13 protein-coding genes and 3 pseudogenes are annotated in these 19,300 nt (G+C 42.1%); 15 read left to right on the plus strand and 1 reads right to left on the minus strand.

Annotated elements, in window-relative coordinates:
- The first annotated feature begins 58 nt into the window (after positions 1-58).
- On the plus strand, positions 59-2,464 hold the full coding sequence (pheT, locus tag HT725_RS03885; RefSeq protein WP_173219843.1) for a phenylalanine--tRNA ligase subunit beta: 2,406 nt from the start codon (positions 59-61) through the stop codon (positions 2,462-2,464).
- Between the two features lie 194 nt (positions 2,465-2,658).
- On the opposite strand, the gene HT725_RS03890 is transcribed toward pheT, so the two are convergent.
- On the minus strand, positions 2,659-3,660 hold the full coding sequence (locus tag HT725_RS03890) for an endonuclease/exonuclease/phosphatase family protein (protein ID WP_173253103.1): 1,002 nt from the start codon (positions 3,658-3,660) through the stop codon (positions 2,659-2,661).
- 154 nt (positions 3,661-3,814) lie between these two features.
- Between HT725_RS03890 and HT725_RS03895 the strand changes: the two are divergent.
- From HT725_RS03895 to HT725_RS03960, 14 genes and pseudogenes are all read left to right on the plus strand, one after another.
- Positions 3,815-4,303: pseudogene (locus tag HT725_RS03895) on the plus strand (IS30 family transposase); the annotation flags it as partial.
- 58 nt (positions 4,304-4,361) lie between these two features.
- Positions 4,362-4,655 (plus strand): helix-turn-helix transcriptional regulator, encoded by a 294-nt coding sequence (locus HT725_RS03900; protein WP_173253104.1) that lies wholly within the window; start codon positions 4,362-4,364, stop codon positions 4,653-4,655.
- Positions 4,656-4,915: 260 nt separating this feature from the next.
- Positions 4,916-7,165 carry a 5-methyltetrahydropteroyltriglutamate--homocysteine S-methyltransferase gene (metE, locus tag HT725_RS03905; RefSeq protein WP_173253105.1) on the plus strand — a complete coding sequence of 750 codons (2,250 nt, stop codon included), beginning with the start codon at positions 4,916-4,918 and terminating at the stop codon, positions 7,163-7,165.
- 63 nt (positions 7,166-7,228) lie between these two features.
- A complete protein-coding gene (gene metF, locus HT725_RS03910) occupies positions 7,229-8,095 on the plus strand; it encodes a methylenetetrahydrofolate reductase [NAD(P)H] (RefSeq protein WP_173253106.1) in 867 nt (288 codons plus the stop codon).
- Positions 8,096-8,592: 497 nt separating this feature from the next.
- Positions 8,593-10,806 carry a polyribonucleotide nucleotidyltransferase gene (pnp, locus tag HT725_RS03915; RefSeq protein ID WP_042751586.1) on the plus strand — a complete coding sequence of 738 codons (2,214 nt, stop codon included), beginning with the start codon at positions 8,593-8,595 and terminating at the stop codon, positions 10,804-10,806.
- A 15-nt stretch (positions 10,807-10,821) separates the two neighbouring features.
- On the plus strand, positions 10,822-11,439 hold the full coding sequence (cysE, locus tag HT725_RS03920) for a serine O-acetyltransferase (RefSeq protein ID WP_164226399.1): 618 nt from the start codon (positions 10,822-10,824) through the stop codon (positions 11,437-11,439).
- 11 nt (positions 11,440-11,450) lie between these two features.
- On the plus strand, positions 11,451-12,335 hold the full coding sequence (locus HT725_RS03925; protein ID WP_164226398.1) for a GNAT family N-acetyltransferase: 885 nt from the start codon (positions 11,451-11,453) through the stop codon (positions 12,333-12,335).
- 81 nt (positions 12,336-12,416) lie between these two features.
- A complete protein-coding gene (gene cysS / locus HT725_RS03930; protein WP_173253107.1) occupies positions 12,417-13,760 on the plus strand; it encodes a cysteine--tRNA ligase in 1,344 nt (447 codons plus the stop codon).
- Complete coding sequence (locus HT725_RS03935) at positions 13,753-14,139, plus strand: Mini-ribonuclease 3 (RefSeq protein WP_000567927.1); 387 nt, start codon at positions 13,753-13,755, stop codon at positions 14,137-14,139. The genes cysS and HT725_RS03935 overlap by 8 nt, the downstream gene beginning before the upstream one ends.
- A 3-nt stretch (positions 14,140-14,142) precedes the next feature.
- Complete coding sequence (locus HT725_RS03940) at positions 14,143-15,027, plus strand: PucR family transcriptional regulator (protein WP_173253108.1); 885 nt, start codon at positions 14,143-14,145, stop codon at positions 15,025-15,027.
- Between the two features lie 659 nt (positions 15,028-15,686).
- A complete protein-coding gene (locus HT725_RS03945) occupies positions 15,687-16,661 on the plus strand; it encodes an Rpn family recombination-promoting nuclease/putative transposase (RefSeq protein WP_173253109.1) in 975 nt (324 codons plus the stop codon).
- A gap of 5 nt (positions 16,662-16,666) precedes the next feature.
- A pseudogene (locus tag HT725_RS03950) lies at positions 16,667-17,113 on the plus strand (hypothetical protein); the annotation flags it as partial.
- An 8-nt stretch (positions 17,114-17,121) separates the two neighbouring features.
- A pseudogene (locus tag HT725_RS03955) lies at positions 17,122-17,574 on the plus strand (hypothetical protein); the annotation flags it as partial.
- Positions 17,575-18,035: 461 nt separating this feature from the next.
- Positions 18,036-18,701, plus strand: a complete 666-nt coding sequence (locus tag HT725_RS03960) for a YSIRK-type signal peptide-containing protein (protein ID WP_173253112.1) — start codon at positions 18,036-18,038, stop codon at positions 18,699-18,701.
- Positions 18,702-19,300 lie beyond the last annotated feature (599 nt).

Here is a 19,300-nt window from a genome sequence, read left to right on the forward strand (position 1 = left end):
GAAATGATAGGAAAGGAAAAGAACCAGAGGGACAACTGTCATTCTGGAGAATTAAATTATGCTTGTATCTTATAAATGGTTAAAAGAATTGGTGGACATTGATGTGCCATCACAAGAGTTGGCTGAAAAAATGTCAACTACAGGGATCGAGGTAGAAGGTGTCGAATCACCTGCTGCTGGTCTCTCAAAAATTGTCGTCGGTGAGGTCTTGTCTTGTGAAGATGTGCCAGAAACTCACCTCCATGTTTGTCAGGTTAACGTTGGCGAAGAAGAAGCCCGTCAAATCGTCTGTGGTGCACCGAATGTGCGTGCTGGTATCAAGGTTATGGTGGCTCTTCCAGGAGCTCGCATCGCTGACAATTACAAGATCAAAAAAGGGAAAATCCGCGGTCTTGAGTCACTTGGGATGATCTGTTCACTTGGTGAACTGGGAATTTCTGACTCCGTTGTACCTAAGGAATTTGCAGATGGCATTCAAATCTTGCCGGAAAATGCCGTTCCTGGGGATGAAGTCTTCTCATATCTAGACTTGGATGATGAAATCATCGAACTTTCTATCACACCCAACCGTGCGGATGCCCTTTCTATGCGTGGGGTGGCTCACGAAGTGGCAGCCATCTATGACAAGGCGGTCAACTTTAAAGAATTTACTCTAACAGAAACTGACCAAGCTGCAGCAGATGCTCTTTCTGTGGGCATTGAGACAGACAAGGCGCCTTACTATGCCGCTCGTATCTTGGACAATGTGACTATCGCACCAAGTCCACAATGGTTGCAAAACATTCTTATGAATGAAGGTATCCGTCCAATCAATAACGTAGTGGACGTGACCAACTATATCCTTCTCTACTTTGGTCAACCTATGCACGCCTTTGACTTGGATACCTTTGAAGGGACAGACATCCGTGTGCGTGAAGCGCGTGCTGGTGAAAAATTGGTGACTTTAGATGGTGAAGAACGTGACTTGGACATGAATGACTTAGTTATCACTGTCGCAGACAAGCCAGTAGCCCTTGCAGGTGTCATGGGCGGTCAAGCAACAGAAATCTCTGAGAAATCTAGTCGTGTCGTCCTTGAAGCTGCAGTCTTCAACGGAAAATCAATCCGCAAGACTAGCGGACGTCTCAATCTTCGTTCTGAGTCATCTTCTCGCTTTGAAAAAGGTATCAATGTGGCAACTGTTAACGAAGCCCTTGATGCGGCAGCTAGCATGATGGCAGAACTTTCAGGTGCGACGGTTCGTAAGGGCATCGTTTCAGCGGGTGAACTTGATATCTCTGATGTGGAAGTTTCTTCAACTCTTGCAGACGTTAACCGTGTCCTTGGAACTGAGCTTTCTTATGCTGATGTAGAAGACGTCTTCCGTCGTCTTGGCTTTGGTCTTTCTGGAAATGCAGACAGCTTTACAGTCAGCGTCCCACGTCGCCGTTGGGATATCACCATCGAAGCGGACCTCTTTGAAGAAATCGCTCGTATCTATGGATATGACCGCTTGCCAACCAGCCTTCCAAAAGACGATGGTACAGCTGGTGAATTGACTGCCACACAAAAACTCCGTCGCCAAGTTCGTACGATTGCTGAAGGAGCAGGTTTGACAGAAATCATCACCTATGCTCTAACAACTCCTGAAAAAGCAGTTGAGTTTACGGCTCAACCAAGTAACCTTACTGAACTCATGTGGCCAATGACAGTGGACCGTTCTGTCCTCCGTCAAAATATGGTTTCAGGTATCCTTGATACTGTTGCCTACAACGTGGCTCGTAAGAACAAAAACTTGGCTCTTTACGAGATAGGAAAAGTCTTTGAACAAACAGGCAATCCAAAAGAAGAACTTCCAAATGAAATCAACAGTTTTGCCTTTGCCTTGACAGGATTGGTTGCTGAAAAAGATTTCCAAACAGCAGCAGTTCCAGTTGATTTCTTCTATGCTAAGGGAATCCTTGAAGCCCTCTTTGCTCGTTTGGGACTCCAAGTAACTTATACAGCAACATCTGAAATTGCTAGCCTCCACCCAGGTCGTACAGCTATGATTTCACTCGGTGACCAAGTTCTTGGTTTCCTTGGCCAAGTGCATCCAGTCACTGCCAAGGCCTACGATATTCCAGAAACGTATGTAGCTGAGCTCAACCTTTCAGCCATCGAGGCTGCTCTTCAACCTGCTGCTCCATTTGTGGAAATCACTAAATTCCCAGCAGTTAGCCGTGACGTTGCCCTCCTTCTCAAGGCAGAAGTGACTCACCAAGAAGTTGTAGATGCTATCCAAGTTGCCGGTGTGAAACGTTTGACAGATATCAAACTCTTTGACGTCTTCTCAGGAGAAAAATTGGGACTTGGTATGAAGTCAATGGCTTATAGCTTGACCTTCCAAAATCCAGAAGACAGCTTAACGGACGAAGAAGTCGCACGCTACATGGAAAAAATCCAAGCATCACTTGAAGAAAAAGTCAATGCAGAAGTGCGTTAAACGATAGTAGGATACAAATTCCCCCTCTGGTTTATGAACACTAGAGGGGGAATTTTATATAATCCTCAATGAAAATCAAAAAGCAAACTAGGAAGCTAGCCGTAGGNNATAAGACTGACGAAGTCAGTAACCATATGTCTAAGGTAAGTCGACGCTGACGTGGTTTGAAGAGATTGTCGAAGAGTATAAAATAATTAAAATGTGATTTCTGTAAAAATACATCTATGATCAGAGTTTTGAAAACTTACAATGTCTAAATTTTTAACATAGTAGTGGTTTTTAGGCAATAAAATATGATCTATTGTTGCATTAAAAAGTTTTGGACTTTGGCTATTCCAAGTTCCTCTTTCAAAAGGTGGAAGTGCATTTAATGCGTCCCTATGAGAGCTTATTTTTGCAAGCGCTCCATGACGCATAGTTGCATTAAAATCACCTGCAATAATAGCCTTTGGATATTTTGAAGCCAGTTGATTATGGATGATGTTTAAGTCTTGCTTCCAGATTTCCATTAAACCTGGCAGAGGAGGAGCAGTATGCAAAGCAATGATATCTGGTAAATTTTGTTTTCTCGAATGTAATACAATTGTCCCAAAACGTGTTGTATGGAAAGTTTTAGCTTCTGTATAGAAACCATAACTTTTCTTGACAATCACAGTCACAGGAGCTATTCCACTGTCAGTAGGTGGAGAAGTAAAAATATCATAGTTGGCCATAGAAAGTCCAACTTGATGAAACAATAGTTTGATTCTCTGGTTTTCTTGCTCACCTCTGATATTGGTAGCTAGTTCAGGAAATATAGCCATATCGGCATCAAAATGGCTAAAAATTCGCTCAATATGTTGTGCTTCTATTTGATTAGCGACGTTCCAAGTTACTAATTTTAAGGTTTTAGTCTTATTTGATACGGAAGAAAGGGGTTTATCTGTTCCGAATAATAGTAATATGAGCGATAATAAGAGCAAGATGCTAGAATAAAACCGTATTTGTTTATTTTTCTTGTAAAAAGATAGGGAAAAAAATACGAAACTTAAAATAGAAGCCATAGTTGCAGTAGCTAAGGGGAAGGCATAAATCTGTGCCAAGATAGGTCTGGTAGATAGCCAAATATTAAGATTAGAAGATGGGAAAAAAGAATAAGCTATGATAGGGATAGCGAAGAGAATGACAGAAAGGGCAGAAAGAAATGTTTTAATCATTGTATGAGTACCTCAATTTGCAATGGTTGCTCGGAGCTAATGTGACTTTGTGACTTTACTTGATTGATATTCTTTTTCTTGTCTTCCTCATAGATTAAGTACAACCCAAGTAAAAAAGTCCAATTTAAGATTGAAATAATTAAAAGGCACAGAAATGCAAGACAATTATACTACAAAAGCCAAACATTTGACAATCGATAGCCGTCGCTTAATCGAACGATGGAAAAAAGAAGGCAAATCAAATAGAGAAATTGCCTCTCTACTTGGAAAAGCTCCTCAAACTATCCACACTGAAATCAAGCGTGGGACAGTCCGACAATGTCTCGGAAAAGGGCGCTTCAAAGAGGTTTATTCTGCCGACTATGCTCAACAGTCTTATGAAAACAATCACAAGCGCTCGGTCAAGAAATCAAGCTTGACCAAGGAACTAAAGGAAAAGATTCTCCACTATCATAACCAAAAATTTTCGCCTGAAATGATGGTGATGGCTAAAGGGGTTAACGTGGGGATTTCAACCATTTACTATTGGATTCATCATGGAAAATTAGGATTGTCAAAACAGGATCTGCTTTATCCTAGAAAAGGAAAAGCGCTTAAGAAACAAGCTAGTCCCAACTTTAAACCCGCTGGTCAATCTATCGAATTATAATTCGCTCGTTTTTTCAAAAAATACATAGACGTAAAAGAAAGAGGGTTAAGAGATGGAGAATAGTGCTATCGGGAGTAATTGGAAGGATGTCCGGTCAGAACTTTTTACCAAGGAGGAAATCCTTGAAAGTGATATGCGAGTGGCTATCATGAGTGAGTTGATTGAATCCAGACATGAGCAAGGAATCAGCCAGAAAAAGCTAGAAGAACTTAGTGGAGTAAGCCAGCCTGTAATATCTAGAATGGAAACAGGAAAGACTAGTCCTCAGTTGGATACAGTCTTGAAAGTTTTAGCCAGTTTAGGAAAGACACTAGCAGTCGTCCCACTCGAACAGGGGAAAAGTTGACTAGAATCAGTTATAATCTTTTCTAATAACAAGCCATAGTCACTTATAAGAATTACTAATAACGCGTTTGAACCGTCTAACTGAAATATAGTTAAAAAACAAGTTACACAAAGGATTTGAGGCACTTGTCTCAAGTCTTTTTCTTTTGTCTAAAATAGAGATATAGTTTCAAACTATATCAAAGCCTAATTTTTTACAATTATACAGATGATTTCTTTTCTGTTAAGATAGTTTCAACAACAAATTTTGGAGGACACATCATGTCAACTACAATCATCGGTTTCCCTCGTTTGGGCGAATTCCGCGAATTAAAATTTACAACTGAAAAATACTTTAGAAAAGAAATATCAGAAGAAGAACTCCTTGCAGCAGCAAAAGACTTGCGTGCTAAACACTGGAATATTGTCAAAGAAAAAGGCATCACTGAAATTCCATCAAATGATTTTTCTCACTATGACAACTTCCTAGATGCAGCCTTCCTCTTCAACGTGGTACCTGCTTCAGTTCAAAATTTGGACTTGTCTGACCTTGAGCGCTACTTCGCTTTGGGTCGTGGTTACCAAGGAGAAAAAGGGGACGTTCGTGCTCTTCCAATGAAGAAATGGTTCAACACTAACTACCACTACATCGTTCCTAAATTTGAAAAAGACACTCAAGTCAAACTTGCAGGTCACAAGATCTTTGATGAGTTCCAAGAAGCAAAAGAACTTGGATTGAACACTCGCTCAGTTCTTGTAGGTCCATTCACTTTCCTTCAATTGTCAGACTTTGAAGAAGGTGTGAAAGCAGAAGACTTCGTAGATAGCTTAGTGGCTGCTTACCAAGAAGTTTTTGCTAAATTGGCAGAACTTGGTGCGACTCGCATCCAATTGGATGAAGCTGCTCTTGTAAAAGATTTGACAGCTGAAGAAAAAGCTCTCTTCTTGAACCTTTACAACAAACTCTTGGCTGACAAAAAAGGTCTTGAAGTCTTGCTTCAAACCTACTTCGGAGACGTTCGTGACGTTTACGCTGACCTTGTAAACTTGCCAGTAGATGCCATCGGTCTTGACTTCGTTGAAGGTAAGAAAACTCTTGAATTGGTTAAAGGTGGTTTCCCAGCTGACAAGACTCTTTATGCAGGTATTGTCAATGGTAAAAACATCTGGCGCAACAATTACGAAAAGAGCTTGGCTGTTCTTGAGCAAATCCCAGCTGAAAACATTGTCTTGACAAGCTCATGCTCACTTCTTCATGTGCCATTTACAACTGCTAATGAAGAATTTGAACCAGCTATCTTGAACCACTTTGCCTTTGCAGTTGAAAAATTGGATGAAATCCGTGATTTGGATGCTATCCGCAACGGTCAAGGTGAAGAAGCACTTGCAGCTAACAAAGAACTCTTTGCGACTGAGCGTGTTGGTGTTAATGCGGAACTTCGTGCGCGTATCGCTGGCTTGACAGACGCAGACTACACTCGTTTGCCAGCCTTTGCAGAACGTGAAGCTATTCAAGAAGAAGCTTTCAAACTTCCAGCTCTTCCAACAACAACGATTGGTTCATTCCCTCAAACAAAAGAAGTTCGTGCGAAACGTTTGGCTTACCGTAAAGGTGAATTGTCTCAAGAAGAGTACGACGCTTTCCTTGCTGAAACGATCGACGAATGGATCAAATGGCAAGAAGATATCGACTTTGATGTCCTTGTTCACGGTGAGTTCGAGCGTAATGACATGGTTGAGTACTTCGGCCAAAACTTGTCAGGTTACCTCTTCTCTAAAAATGGTTGGGTACAATCATACGGTATGCGTGGAGTTAAACCACCAATCATCTGGGGTGATGTAACTCGTCTTAACCCTATCACTGTCAAATGGTCTAGCTATGCACAAAGTCGTACAAACAAACCTGTTAAGGGTATGTTGACTGGACCTGTTACCATCCTCAACTGGTCATTCCCACGTGAAGACATCTCTATCAAGGATTCTACTCTTCAAATCGCCCTTGCTATCAAGGATGAAGTGCTGGACCTTGAAGCTGCTGGTGTGAAAATCATCCAAATCGATGAGGCTGCTCTTCGTGAAAAATTGCCACTCCGTCGTAGCGACTGGTACGAAGACTACCTTGACTGGGCAATTCCTGCCTTCCGCTTGGTACACTCAACAGTAGCGCCAGATACTCAAATCCACACTCACATGTGTTACTCAGAATTTACAGATATCATCCCAGCTATCGACAACATGGATGCAGATGTTATTTCCTTTGAAGCTAGCCGTTCAAACCTTGAAATCTTGGACGAACTCAAAGCGAAAAGCTTCCAAACAGAAGTGGGACCTGGGGTTTACGATATCCACTCACCTCGTGTGCCAAATGAAGGCGAAATCGACCATACAATCGAAGCCATTCTTGCTAAAGTGCCAAGCAAGAAAGTTTGGATCAACCCTGACTGTGGTTTGAAAACACGTGGTATTCCAGAAACAAAAGAAAGCTTGATCCGCCTTGTTGAAGCAGCTAAAGCTGCGCGTGAGAAATTGTAAGATTAGATTTCTCTCCATACAATGGTTGTTCAAAAAGAAATCAACTAGAAAAGGTTATTACATATGTCACGCCAAACACCGTCACTCTCATTTGAAGTGTTCCCTCCAAACCCAGCTGTGGGTAATGATAACATTATTTCTGCTCTTCAAGATATGCAGGAGTTGGCTCCCCACTTTATCAGTGTGACTGCCAGCAATAATAAATTTAATATCAAGGAAACGACGGTTCGTTTGGCTGACTTTATCCAAAATGACTTGGCGATTCCGACTATTGCTCACTTGCCAGCTATCTATTTGACTAAGGACAAGGTTGCTGAAACCATTGCCGACTTGGACAAGGTTGGGGTACAGAAAATATTGGCTCTTCGTGGGGATATTATCCCTGATGTAGAGCCGCAAAAGGATTTTCGCTACGCAACTGACTTAATTGAGTTCATCAAGGAACAAGCCCCTCACTTTGATATTGTCGGAGCTTGCTATCCAGAAGGGCATCCAGATTCGCCAAATCAGATTTCAGATATTCAAAATCTTAAGAAGAAAGTGGATGCAGGCTGTTCGAGCCTCGTAACTCAGCTTTTCTTTGATAATGAGCGCTTCTATGATTTCCAAGACAAGTGCATCTTGGCTGGGATTGATGTTCCCATTCATGCAGGGATTATGCCAATTTTGAATCGAAATCAGGCTCTCCGTCTCTTGAAGACTTGTGAGAATATCCATCTTCCACGCAAATTTAAAGCTATCTTAGACAAGTATGAGCATGACCCTGAGTCGCTCAGAGCAGCAGGACTTGCCTATGCAGTGGACCAAATCGTGGACTTGGTAACTCAGGATGTTGCCGGTGTGCATCTCTACACCATGAATAATGCGGATACAGCAAAATACATCCATCAAGCAACCCATGCCTTGTTTAATCACCAGTCTCTAAGATAATAAAAAGTAAACCATTCTTCTCAGGTGAGGGGAATGGTTCCTTTTTAATGGTAAAGACCGCACTTTTTAAGAAAAATATGATAAAATAGACTCTGTACGTACTTGATACAAAGATGAGGGTATTTAGGTTTCAAAGGCTTTGTCAATTCTCAATTTTATGACAGAAATTTTTTCATAATTTGTTCTTTTCAGTATTTAGTTTGAGCGACACGAACGAGTCAAATCGATATCATTTGACGAGAGAGTTAGTAAAGCATTTAGCTAATCGCCTGATAGCGATTAGCGTGAAAGGATTAGATGCTTTAGCATCAAACCTTTCTAATGATTTGTATCTTGTATAACTGAACACGCCTACAACTCTGTGGAAAAAGATAAATCTGCCTAGGATCAGTCGCTCCGTCGTCCGATTTTCTATTTTCCTTTGAGTTGCTTAACGGCTTAGTATCTTGATTTTTGTAGGCAAGGCGTATAATTTCATCAATCCAAAGGGGATTAAAATGACAAAACAAGTGTTTCAAACGACTTTTGCGGGTCGTGAGTTAATTGTAGAGACTGGTCAGGTTGCTAAGCAAGCAAATGGCTCTGTTGTTGTGCGTTACGGTGAGTCAACTGTCTTGACTGCTGCCGTGATGTCTAAGAAAATGGCAACTGGGGATTTCTTCCCTCTTCAAGTCAACTACGAAGAAAAAATGTATGCGGCTGGGAAGTTTCCTGGTGGCTTTATGAAACGTGAAGGACGTCCTTCAACGGATGCGACTTTGACAGCGCGTTTGATTGACCGTCCGATCCGTCCTATGTTTGCGGAAGGTTTCCGTAATGAAGTGCAAGTCATCAACACGGTTCTTTCTTATGATGAAAATGCCTCTGCACCAATGGCAGCTATGTTTGGTTCATCCTTGGCACTCTCTATTTCAGATATCCCATTTGACGGCCCAATCGCTGGGGTGCAAGTGGGCTATGTAGATGGTCAAATCATTATCAACCCAAGTCAAGAACAAGCAGAGCGTTCTCTTCTTGAATTGACAGTAGCAGGTACTAAGCACGCCATCAACATGGTAGAATCTGGTGCCAAAGAATTATCAGAAGAGATCATGTTGGAAGCGCTCCTTAAAGGGCACGAAGCAGTCAAAGAATTGATTGCTTTCCAAGAAGAAATCGTTGCTGCAGTAGGTAAGGAAAAAGCAGAAGTTGAATTGCTTCATGTGGATGCTGAATTGCAGGCTGAAATTATCGCAGCCTACAACAGCGACCTCCAAAAAGCTGTCCAAGTAGAAGAAAAATTGGCTCGTGAAGCTGCAACTCAAGCAGTTAAGGACCAAGTGACTGCTGTTTATGAAGAAAAATATGCGGACCATGAAGAATTTGACCGTATCATGCGTGATGTGGCTGAAATCTTGGAACAAATGGAACATGCTGAGGTGCGCCGTTTGATCACAGAAGACAAGGTTCGTCCTGATGGCCGTAAGGTCGATGAAATCCGTCCTTTGGATGCGGTTGTTGACTTCCTTCCTCGTGTGCACGGTTCTGGTCTCTTCACTCGTGGACAAACTCAGGCTCTTTCAGTCTTGACCTTGGCCCCAATGGGTGAAACTCAAATCATTGATGGTTTGGACCCTGAGTACAAGAAACGCTTTATGCACCACTATAACTTCCCTCAATACTCTGTAGGGGAAACTGGACGCTACGGTGCACCTGGTCGTCGTGAAATCGGTCACGGTGCTCTTGGTGAGCGTGCCCTTGCTCAAGTCTTGCCAAGCTTGGAAGAATTCCCATACGCTATCCGTCTAGTAGCAGAAGTTTTGGAATCAAATGGTTCTTCATCTCAAGCTTCTATCTGTGCGGGAACTCTTGCCCTTATGGCTGGTGGTGTGCCAATCAAGGCACCAGTAGCAGGGATTGCCATGGGACTTATCTCAGATGGAAATAACTACACAGTATTGACAGATATCCAAGGTTTGGAAGATCACTTTGGAGACATGGACTTTAAGGTTGCTGGTACTCGTGATGGGATTACAGCCCTTCAAATGGACATCAAGATCCAAGGGATCACTGCAGAAATTTTGACGGAAGCTCTTGCCCAAGCCAAGAAAGCGCGTTTTGAAATCCTTGATGTGATTGAAGCAACCATTCCAGAAGTTCGTCCAGAATTGGCTCCAACTGCTCCGAAAATTGATACCATCAAGATTGATGTGGACAAGATCAAGATTGTCATCGGTAAGGGTGGAGAAACCATCGACAAGATTATCGCTGAAACAGGCGTTAAGATTGATATCGACGAAGAAGGAAATGTGTCTATCTACTCTAGCGACCAAGATGCTATTAACCGTGCTAAAGAAATTATTGCTGGTTTGGTCCGTGAAGCCAAAGTAGATGAAGTTTACCGTGCTAAAGTCGTTCGTATCGAGAAATTTGGTGCCTTTGTTAACCTCTTTGATAAGACAGATGCCCTTGTTCATATCTCTGAGATGGCTTGGACGCGTACCAATAATGTCGAAGACTTGGTAGCAATCGGGGATGAAGTTGATGTTAAGGTTATCAAGATTGATGAAAAAGGACGTGTGGATGCTTCTATGAAAGCCCTTCTTCCTCGTCCTCCAAAACCTGAACGTGATGAAAAAGGTGAAAAATCAGAGCGTCCTCACCGCCCACGTCATCACAAGGATCACAAACCTAAGAAAGAATTTACAGAAACACCAAAAGATTCAGAATAAGAAAAGGAGAAATGTATGGGATGGTGGCGCGAAACCATTGATATCGTAAAAGAAAATGATCCAGCGGCCCGCACCACTTTGGAGGTTTTGCTGACTTATCCAGGTGTCAAGGCCTTGGCGGCCCACCGTCTCTCGCATTTTCTCTGGAAGCATGGCTTTAAGCTCTTAGCTCGTATGCATAGTCAGTTTTGGCGCTTTTGGACTCAGATTGAGATTCATCCAGGAGCTCAGATCGATTCAGGTGTCTTTATCGACCATGGTTCTGGTCTGGTGATTGGAGAGACAGCGATTGTTGAAAAAGGTGTTATGCTTTACCACGGAGTAACTCTTGGTGGGACAGGAAAAGACTGTGGCAAACGCCATCCGACCGTTCGTCAGGGTGCCCTTATATCAGCACATGCCCAAGTTATCGGACCAGTGGAAATCGGTGAAAATGCCAAGGTCGGTGCTGCAGCAGTTGTCGTAGCAGATGTACCTAGTGATGTGACGGTTGTCGGTATTCCGGCCAAGATTGTCCGTCTTCATGGTAAGAAAGATGAGCCTGTTATTCACGAAGTCGAAGAAAAACGAGAGTATTATGTCAATAAACTCGAGCAGGCTAAAGAAGCAAGTCACAGATCGTCTGGTTTGTAGAGGATACCTATATGATTCAAGCAAGAAACAAGTTAAGCCAAGAGGAGTTATCTGAGGCGAAAAAACTAATTAACTGTTGCCAAAACTATGACGGTACCTATCGTGATCCCTATCTCTCTAACATGCTTAATTTTGACCCAAACATGCCCGCCTTTTTCCTTTATTATGAAAAAGGCGAACTTGTTGGTCTCTTAACTGTCTATGCTGATGACCAAGATGTAGAAGTGACGATACTGGTTCATCCAGATCGTCGCTGTCAGGGAATTGCGCGTGCATTGTTTACTAGTTTTGAGAGAGAAACAGCCTCTTTTCCGATTCATTCAGTTACTTTTCAGACAGAGCGTGTTTTTCTAGATCGCCATCCTGATTTTGTCAGCAACTGGGGATTGGTCGAGGACGAGGATACAGAAACTTGGTTAGGTAAGGATAGAAAACCTTATCCGTTAGCAACCATTTCCCATCTTGAAGTTTTGTTAGCAGATAGTTCGTATCAGGATCAAATTAGTCAGTTAAAATTTCAGGCATTTTCAGAGGAACATGAATCGAGAGAAGTTGTGGATAGATATGTCTCTGAAGCTCTGAAAGATCCAGAAAGTCGCTTATATATTTTATTAAAAGACGGTCAGGTTATTGGGACTTGCACGGTTGATTTATCGAGCGATACGAATTACTTCTACGGTTTAGCAATATCTGAACCTGAACATGGAAAAGGCTATGGAAGCTACTTAGCAAAATCCATCGTTAACCAACTAATTGAGCAAAATGACAAGGAATTTCAGATTGCAGTAGAGGATAGCAACGTAGGTGCCAAGCGCTTGTATGAAAAAATTGGCTTTGTCAAACAGACTCAGGTGGTTTATCTGAATGAGAAAGGAGCAAGGGATTCCGAAGTGTAGAGACATTCGGACTGAAATTCAATTGAACTCTTAGTAATGAAACTAATTGTTCTTGGATTTTGGATTTCCTGACTATGATTTATGATTAAAATCTATGACACCATGTCTCGTGATTTGCGAGAATTTGTCCCGATTGAGGACGGTAAGGTCAAGATGTATGTTTGTGGGCCAACTGTGTACAACTATATCCACGTGGGGAATGCCCGCTCAACAGTGGCTTTTGATACGGTTCGTCGCTATTTTGAGTACCGTGGGTATGAGGTTGCCTATATTTCCAATTTTACAGATGTAGATGATAAGATTATCAACCGTGCCAAGGAAGAGGGCATCACGCCTCAGGAGGTTGCGGACAAGTACATCACTGCCTTTCGTGAGGATGTGACAGCCTTGGGCGTCAAACCTGCGACCCGCCATCCGCGTGTGGTGGAGTTTATGGCTGACATCATCCGCTTTGTGGAAGATTTGATTGAAAAAGGCTTTGCCTACGAGAGTCAAGGAGATGTCTATTTCCGTGTGGAAAAATCTCACAACTATGCCAAATTGGCTAATAAGACCTTGGAAGACTTGGAGCTGGGTGCTTCAGGTCGTACCGATGAAGAAACAGCTCGCAAGGAAAATCCTGTAGACTTTGCCCTATGGAAATCTGCCAAACCAGGCGAGATTTCTTGGGACAGTCCTTGGGGACCTGGTCGTCCGGGCTGGCATATCGAGTGTTCGGTTATGTCAACAGAGATTTTGGGCGATACTATTGATATTCACGGTGGTGGAGCTGACCTAGAGTTTCCTCACCACACCAATGAAATTGCCCAATCTGAAGCTAAAACAGGCAAGACTTTTGCTAACTACTGGATGCACAATGGCTTTGTCAATATTGACAATGTCAAGATGTCTAAGTCCTTGGGCAACTTTATCACAGTCCATGATGCTCTTAAAACTCTTGATGGGCAAGTACTTCGTTTCTTCTTTGCGACCCAGCACTACCGTAAACCAATCAACTTTACAGAAAAGGCAGTGCATGATGCAGAGACTAATCTCAAGTATCTGAAGAACACTTATGAGCAACCATTTACAGGAAATGTGGACGCCCAAGAGTTACAAACCTTTAAAGATAAGTTTGTAGCGGTTATGGATGAGGATTTCAACTCTGCTAATGGTATTACAGTAGTCTTTGAAATGGCCAAATGGATTAACTCAGGTAACTATGATGCAAGTGTTAAGGAAGCTCTTGCGGATATGTTGGAAGTCTTTGGAATTGTCTTTGTTGAGGAAGTTTTGGATGCAGAGATTGAAGACTTGATCCAAAAACGCCAAGAAGCGCGTGCTAATCGTGACTTTGCGACAGCGGACCAGATCCGTGACCAATTGGCTGCTCAAGGGATTAAGCTCCTTGACACCAAAGATGGAGTGAGGTGGACACGTGATTGATGTCAATCTCATTAACGGGATTGCGTTAGCTTTTGAGGGGGACGCGGTGTATTCTATGTATATTCGCCGTCACCTCATCCTCAAAGGCATGACCAAGCCCAATAAACTTCACCAAGAGGCGACCAAGTATGTGTCGGCCAAAGCTCAGGCCCGCCTGATTTCCCTTATGTTAGAGGAGCAAGTCCTGACGGAAAAAGAAGAGGAAATCTACAAACGTGGTCGCAATACCAATAGCCATACCAAAGCTAAAAATGCTGATGTGGTGACCTACCGTATGTCCACAGGTTTTGAAGCAGTGATGGGCTATCTCCATATGACTGAAAATCTGGAACGTCTTGAGAGCTTGATTTCGTGGTGCATCCAAAAAGTGGAGGGATAGGACATGATGGCAAAAGAACTACAAGACTGGTTTCCTGAGGCTCAGATTTCAGACCAGCCAGTAGAGAAAGAGGGTTATCTCACGCTCCCTTTAGCTTCTCAGCAGTGGATTTTGCTGGAGAAATCTGGTCTCAGTGAGCGTGAAAAGCAGTTGGTTGCCCTCTTGACCCAACAGGAGCAGGCTTGTTCGCTCAATCCTTGGTATTCCTATCTGATTGAGGGCAAGGGTCAGGCACCGCAATCTTTTAAAAAAATTCAGCTGGTTTATTGTCATCTTTCCTATTTTCAGCAGGAAAATCTGGCTTCTTGGCTAGATATGATGCGGACTCTTTTTCCCAACTGTCAGACGGTGCTTCAGGTCGGAGCTCAGGATTATGTTTTCGTGCTTCAACAAGACAAATACACCTCTGTACGAGCTATTTTAAGTGATACGATTGAAGCGGTTGAGTATGACTTTGGACTTCGTCTGTCAATCATGTTGGGTCAGGTTTGGTCTCAGACAGGCTATCAAGCCCTATCAGACTTGATTAAAGCGGAGCGGGATTTGTTTAAGACTTGGTGGCGTCAGGGTCACCAAGGTGTTCATACCTTTTCACAACTCTATCTTTGGAGTATGGGGGAAAGAATTGTAGACTTGAAGCCAATCAAGGAATGTCTACACCAGATGATTTTGGATCAAGATCAGATTCAGGAAATCATCCTCTCTCTTTGGGAAAATAGTGCTGTTCTCACTAAAACAGCCCAGAAACTCTATCTGCACCGCAATTCTCTCCAATACAAGATTGATAAGTGGGAAGAATTGACAGGGCTACAGTTGAAGGAGTTGACCGACCTGACTCTGTGTTATCAATTGATTTTAGGTTCTTTGTCAACTATAGTTGGTTTGTAAAGAAGTTAATATTTGGAGAAGAGGATTTCCATCTTCTCCATTTTTATGTGCAGAGTTATAGTGGATTGAGACTGGGAAAGTACACTGCGATTGCTAAAACATTCTTAGAAGTTGCTTTGATTTTCCTAATCTATTTATGCAAATTTTATGTTATTTTACTATAGTTGTTTGATTTTTGTTTAGTATTAGAAGATTGAAAATCAATGAATAAATCTACCAGCAGATGACTCAAAACGTCCTTTTGAAGCTCTAGGTAAGGCAAAGTTGACGTAGTTTGAAGAGGTTTTCGAATAGTAGGAACATCCAATTTCGGTATGTTTACTTATGGAGTTTTTCTTAGTGATACTTATATCTAGACACAAAACTATAGCTTGAGAGCTAGTCATTTTCAGATAAGATTTAACTCTTCCTAATACTGGGTTTTATTTGCTTTTCAGAGTCCTTTTCTACTAGAAACTGGAATGTATCCTATTTATAGTGGTAATCGCTAGAAATATGGTAGAATCAAAAAAAAGAATCAGCTGCTTTTTTATGTAAATTTCAATCTGTGAAGTCTAAAAATTTTTAACTTTCTCCTTTCTTTTCCGAATAAATAGATAGTAGCAGTGAATCTAGCAAACCTAGATTAAAAAATGTGCTATAATAGAAGGAGGAAAAGGATGATTCTAAGACATCCGGGCATTAGCCCAACCAATGACTTGGTTGCTAAGAAAATCTTTAGCAATCCAGAAATCACTTGTCAATTTATTCGCGATATGTTGGATTTACCAGCCAAAAATGTAACGATTTTAGAGGGAAGTAATATTCACGTCTTGCCTTCCATGCCTTATTCAGCGCAGGATTTCTATACCAGTATAGACGTCTTGGCGGAGTTGGACAATGGGACACAGGTTATCATTGAGATTCAGGTTCATCATCAGAATTTTTTCATCAATCGCCTGTGGGCTTACCTGTGCAGTCAGGTTAATCAAAACCTTGAAAAAATCCGTCAACGTGAAGGTGATACCCACCAGAGCTACAAATACATTGCACCAGTTTACGCAATCGCAATTGTAGATAGCAACTACTTCTCGGACGATTTGGCTTTTCACAGCTTTAGTATGCGAGAAGATACGACAGGTGAGGTTTTAACTATCACAAATAACGGACAAGAAAACCATCTGGTTAAGATGGCGTTCTTGGAATTAAAAAAATATAGAGAAACCAGCAAAGACGAGGTTCGCAAGCCGTGGTTGGAGTTTTTCGGGAATAAACCCTTTACCCAGCAACCTGAGCGAGCCATCAGCCAGGCAGACCAACTGCTGGACTACAAGAGCTGGTCCGAGGAGGACAGGAGAATGTTTAGTGAACAACGCAGACGCGAAGAACAAGCCTTGTTAGCGCATGACTATGCCTTGGAACAAGCTGAGGAAAAAGGGTTGGAACGTGGTCGTGCAGAGGGTTTAGAGCGTGGACGAGCTGAGGGAGTTGAACAGGGATTGGAGCGCGGGAAAGTTGAAGGAAGGGAAGAAGGAAAACTTTTTGCCTTTCTGGATATGGTTCGTCAAGGTCTTCTAACACCTGAGGTTGCGAGTGAGCAATCAGGCATGACCGTGGCTGAGTTTGAAGAACTATTGAAAGAGCATCATAAATAAAACCTAAAAAATACAGAGAAACCAGCAAAGATAAGGTTCGTAAACCATGGTTGGAGTTTTTCGGCAATAAGCCCTTTACTCAACAACCCGAGCGAGCCATCAGCCAAGCAGACCAACTGCTGGACTACAAGAGCTGGTCCGAGGGGGACAGGAAAATGTTTAGCCAACTACGTATGCGTGAAGAACAAGCCTTGTTAGCACACGACTATGCCTTGGAACAAGCTGAAGAAAAAGGTTTAGAGCGTGGTCTTGAACGTGGTCGCGCAGAGGGTTTAGAGCGTGGACGAGCTGAGGGAGTTGAACAAGGACTTGAACGTGGGAAAGTTGAAGGAAGTTTGTCCATGCTACTAAATCTAGTCCGTCAAGGTATTCTAACTTCCGAGATTGCCAGTAAGCAGTTGGGTATGACTGTCGCTGAATTTGAGTCACTATTGAAAGATCATCATAAATAAGATCTAATAAATACAGAGAAACCAGCAAAGACGAGGTTCGCAAGCCGTGGTTGGAGTTTTTCGGGAATAAACCCTTTACCCAGCACCCCGAGCGAGCCATCAGCCAGGCAGACCAACTGCTGGACTACAAGAGCTGGTCCGAGGAGGACAGGAGAATGTTTAGTCAACTACGTATGCGTGAAGAACAGGCATTGCTGGCACAGGACTATGCTTTGGAGCAAGCTGAGGAAAAAGGTTTAGAGAGAGGTCTTGAACGTGGTCGTGCAGAGGGTTTAGAACGTGGCCGTGCAGAGGGTTTAGAGCGTGGACGAGCTGAAGGAGTTGAACAAGGACTTGAACGTGGGAAAGCTGAAGGAAGTTTGTCTATGCTACTAAATCTAGTTCGTCAAGGTCTTCTGACACCTGAGGTTGCCAGTCAGCAACTAGGTATGACTATCGCTGAGTTTGAGGCGCTTTTGTAAGTTAGGGGATGTATCTAGCTTTTCTCTTAAAATCTTATCAGAGTGCTAGGAAACTTACATCATATTTCACGATTTTCAGCAGAATGCTTCTGCTGATTTTATATAGAAAAAATGGCAGATTTTATCTTTCTATAGATAAGGTCTGTTTTTTATTTATATTAAATTTAAAATATTATCCATAATAAGGTTGATAGATAAGGGTGTGCATATATATATATAATCGCAAGAAAATACTGTTATATCGGCTTTTTTGTTACTTTTTTAACGTCTCCACGAGACTGCTAAAAACTTCGCGTTTTGCTGTTCAAATTTGCGAAAATAGGATATAATAATACTATCTCGGAATTTGTCTTTTGACAAGTGTGGGAATAAAAAGAAACATATCCTTTCTTTAAATACCTAAAATATTTAAGGGGGGTATTTTTTGGTACCTCCAGAAAGGGAAAACGAGAGGTAAGATAATGAGAAAATCATATCGTGATGATAATGGTGAAAAAATTTACCGTTACTCAATAAGGAAATATCATTTTGGGGCTGCTAGTGTTGCGGTGGCGGCTCTGATGTTCTTTGCGAATGGGGTGCAAGCGCAGACCCCGGCAGTGTCTCCAGTAACAGCTAGTGATGTAGTTGCTGGACCTTCTGGAAATTCAGATGGGGATCCACAGGACTCAGATGAGGAGAGTCCTGAGAAAACGGCAGTAGTTGAACAGCCAGTTGAGCTCAAATCAGCAGGAGAATCTAGCGCTCCAGAAGCTAAAACTGAAGAAGGAAGTCAAGAAGAATCAGAAGCTGAAGTTAAAAGTCCTCAGCCCGAGACTAAGATAGACGATAAAGAAGAAACTCCTCAGGTGGTGAAGGAAAAGGATCAGGAAGTATCAGCGCCAGTAGCTGACACAAGTGCAGCCAAATCGACACAAAGCACCCTAGAAGCTTTGTTGGCAAATCTGACCTTAGACTCCATGAAGGCTCTCCACACTGAAGTCGAAGGAGGTCTCGCAAAGGCTAAGGCGGTCTTAGAGAATCCAAAAGCGACGCAAGCACAGGTTGATGAGCAAGTCAAACTCATGGAAGACCTGACTCGTCGGGTCAAGGAAGCTTTTTTGCTTCGTTTTTTTGAAACACAATAGATTGAGACTAGAACCGTACACACGCCACACCATACCACTATTACTAAAACATTGCTAGAAATGAATGTGTTTGTTACAATCGCTTTATCTAGTTCTTATTTTTGATATAATTTTTAGGCTTGAGTCACTTGATTTTGTTCAGTTGGCTTTTTTTGCTGTCCTTTTTCATGTGATAAACCTTTCAAGCCGTTTTTAGTATAGTAGATTGAAACTAGAATAGTACACACGCCAAACAACTACTGCCAAAACATTGTTAGAAATTACTTTGACTTTCCTACTCAATTTGTTCACATCTTATTTCAATCTGCTATAAGAGTTACGATACCAGGAGGGAGAGCACTGATAGAGGGTGTTTTGCTGCTTTCTTGAAGACTTCTTAATCAGTTTTTTTTCTGAAATAGAATCTCAAAAACCACCTATAAAAATAAGTGATAATATGGCTAAAAAAGTTCGCATTTTGCTGTTCAAATTTGTAAAAATAGGATATAATAATACTGTCTCAAAATTTGTCTTTTGACAAGTATGGGAATAAAAAGAAACATATCCTTTCTTAAATACCTAAAATATTTAAGGGGGGGGGGTATTTTTTAGTACCTCCA

Origin of the sequence: Streptococcus sp. 2579, from assembly GCF_013277195.1 — a bacterium.
Taxonomy (GTDB): Bacteria; Bacillota; Bacilli; order Lactobacillales; family Streptococcaceae; genus Streptococcus.

What these genes read in the sequence shown, in the direction of transcription:
- pheT (WP_173219843.1), top strand. Translation starts at nt 59, where the DNA reads ATGCTTGTATCTTATAAATGGTTAAAAGAATTGGTGGACATTGATGTG.
- HT725_RS03890 (WP_173253103.1), bottom strand. Translation starts at nt 3,660, where the DNA reads ATGATTAAAACATTTCTTTCTGCCCTTTCTGTCATTCTCTTCGCTATC.
- HT725_RS03900 (WP_173253104.1), top strand. Translation starts at nt 4,362, where the DNA reads ATGGAGAATAGTGCTATCGGGAGTAATTGGAAGGATGTCCGGTCAGAA.
- metE (WP_173253105.1), top strand. Translation starts at nt 4,916, where the DNA reads ATGTCAACTACAATCATCGGTTTCCCTCGTTTGGGCGAATTCCGCGAA.
- metF (WP_173253106.1), top strand. Translation starts at nt 7,229, where the DNA reads ATGTCACGCCAAACACCGTCACTCTCATTTGAAGTGTTCCCTCCAAAC.
- pnp (WP_042751586.1), top strand. Translation starts at nt 8,593, where the DNA reads ATGACAAAACAAGTGTTTCAAACGACTTTTGCGGGTCGTGAGTTAATT.
- cysE (WP_164226399.1), top strand. Translation starts at nt 10,822, where the DNA reads ATGGGATGGTGGCGCGAAACCATTGATATCGTAAAAGAAAATGATCCA.
- HT725_RS03925 (WP_164226398.1), top strand. Translation starts at nt 11,451, where the DNA reads ATGATTCAAGCAAGAAACAAGTTAAGCCAAGAGGAGTTATCTGAGGCG.
- cysS (WP_173253107.1), top strand. Translation starts at nt 12,417, where the DNA reads ATGATTAAAATCTATGACACCATGTCTCGTGATTTGCGAGAATTTGTC.
- HT725_RS03940 (WP_173253108.1), top strand. Translation starts at nt 14,143, where the DNA reads ATGATGGCAAAAGAACTACAAGACTGGTTTCCTGAGGCTCAGATTTCA.
- HT725_RS03945 (WP_173253109.1), top strand. Translation starts at nt 15,687, where the DNA reads ATGATTCTAAGACATCCGGGCATTAGCCCAACCAATGACTTGGTTGCT.
- HT725_RS03960 (WP_173253112.1), top strand. Translation starts at nt 18,036, where the DNA reads ATGAGAAAATCATATCGTGATGATAATGGTGAAAAAATTTACCGTTAC.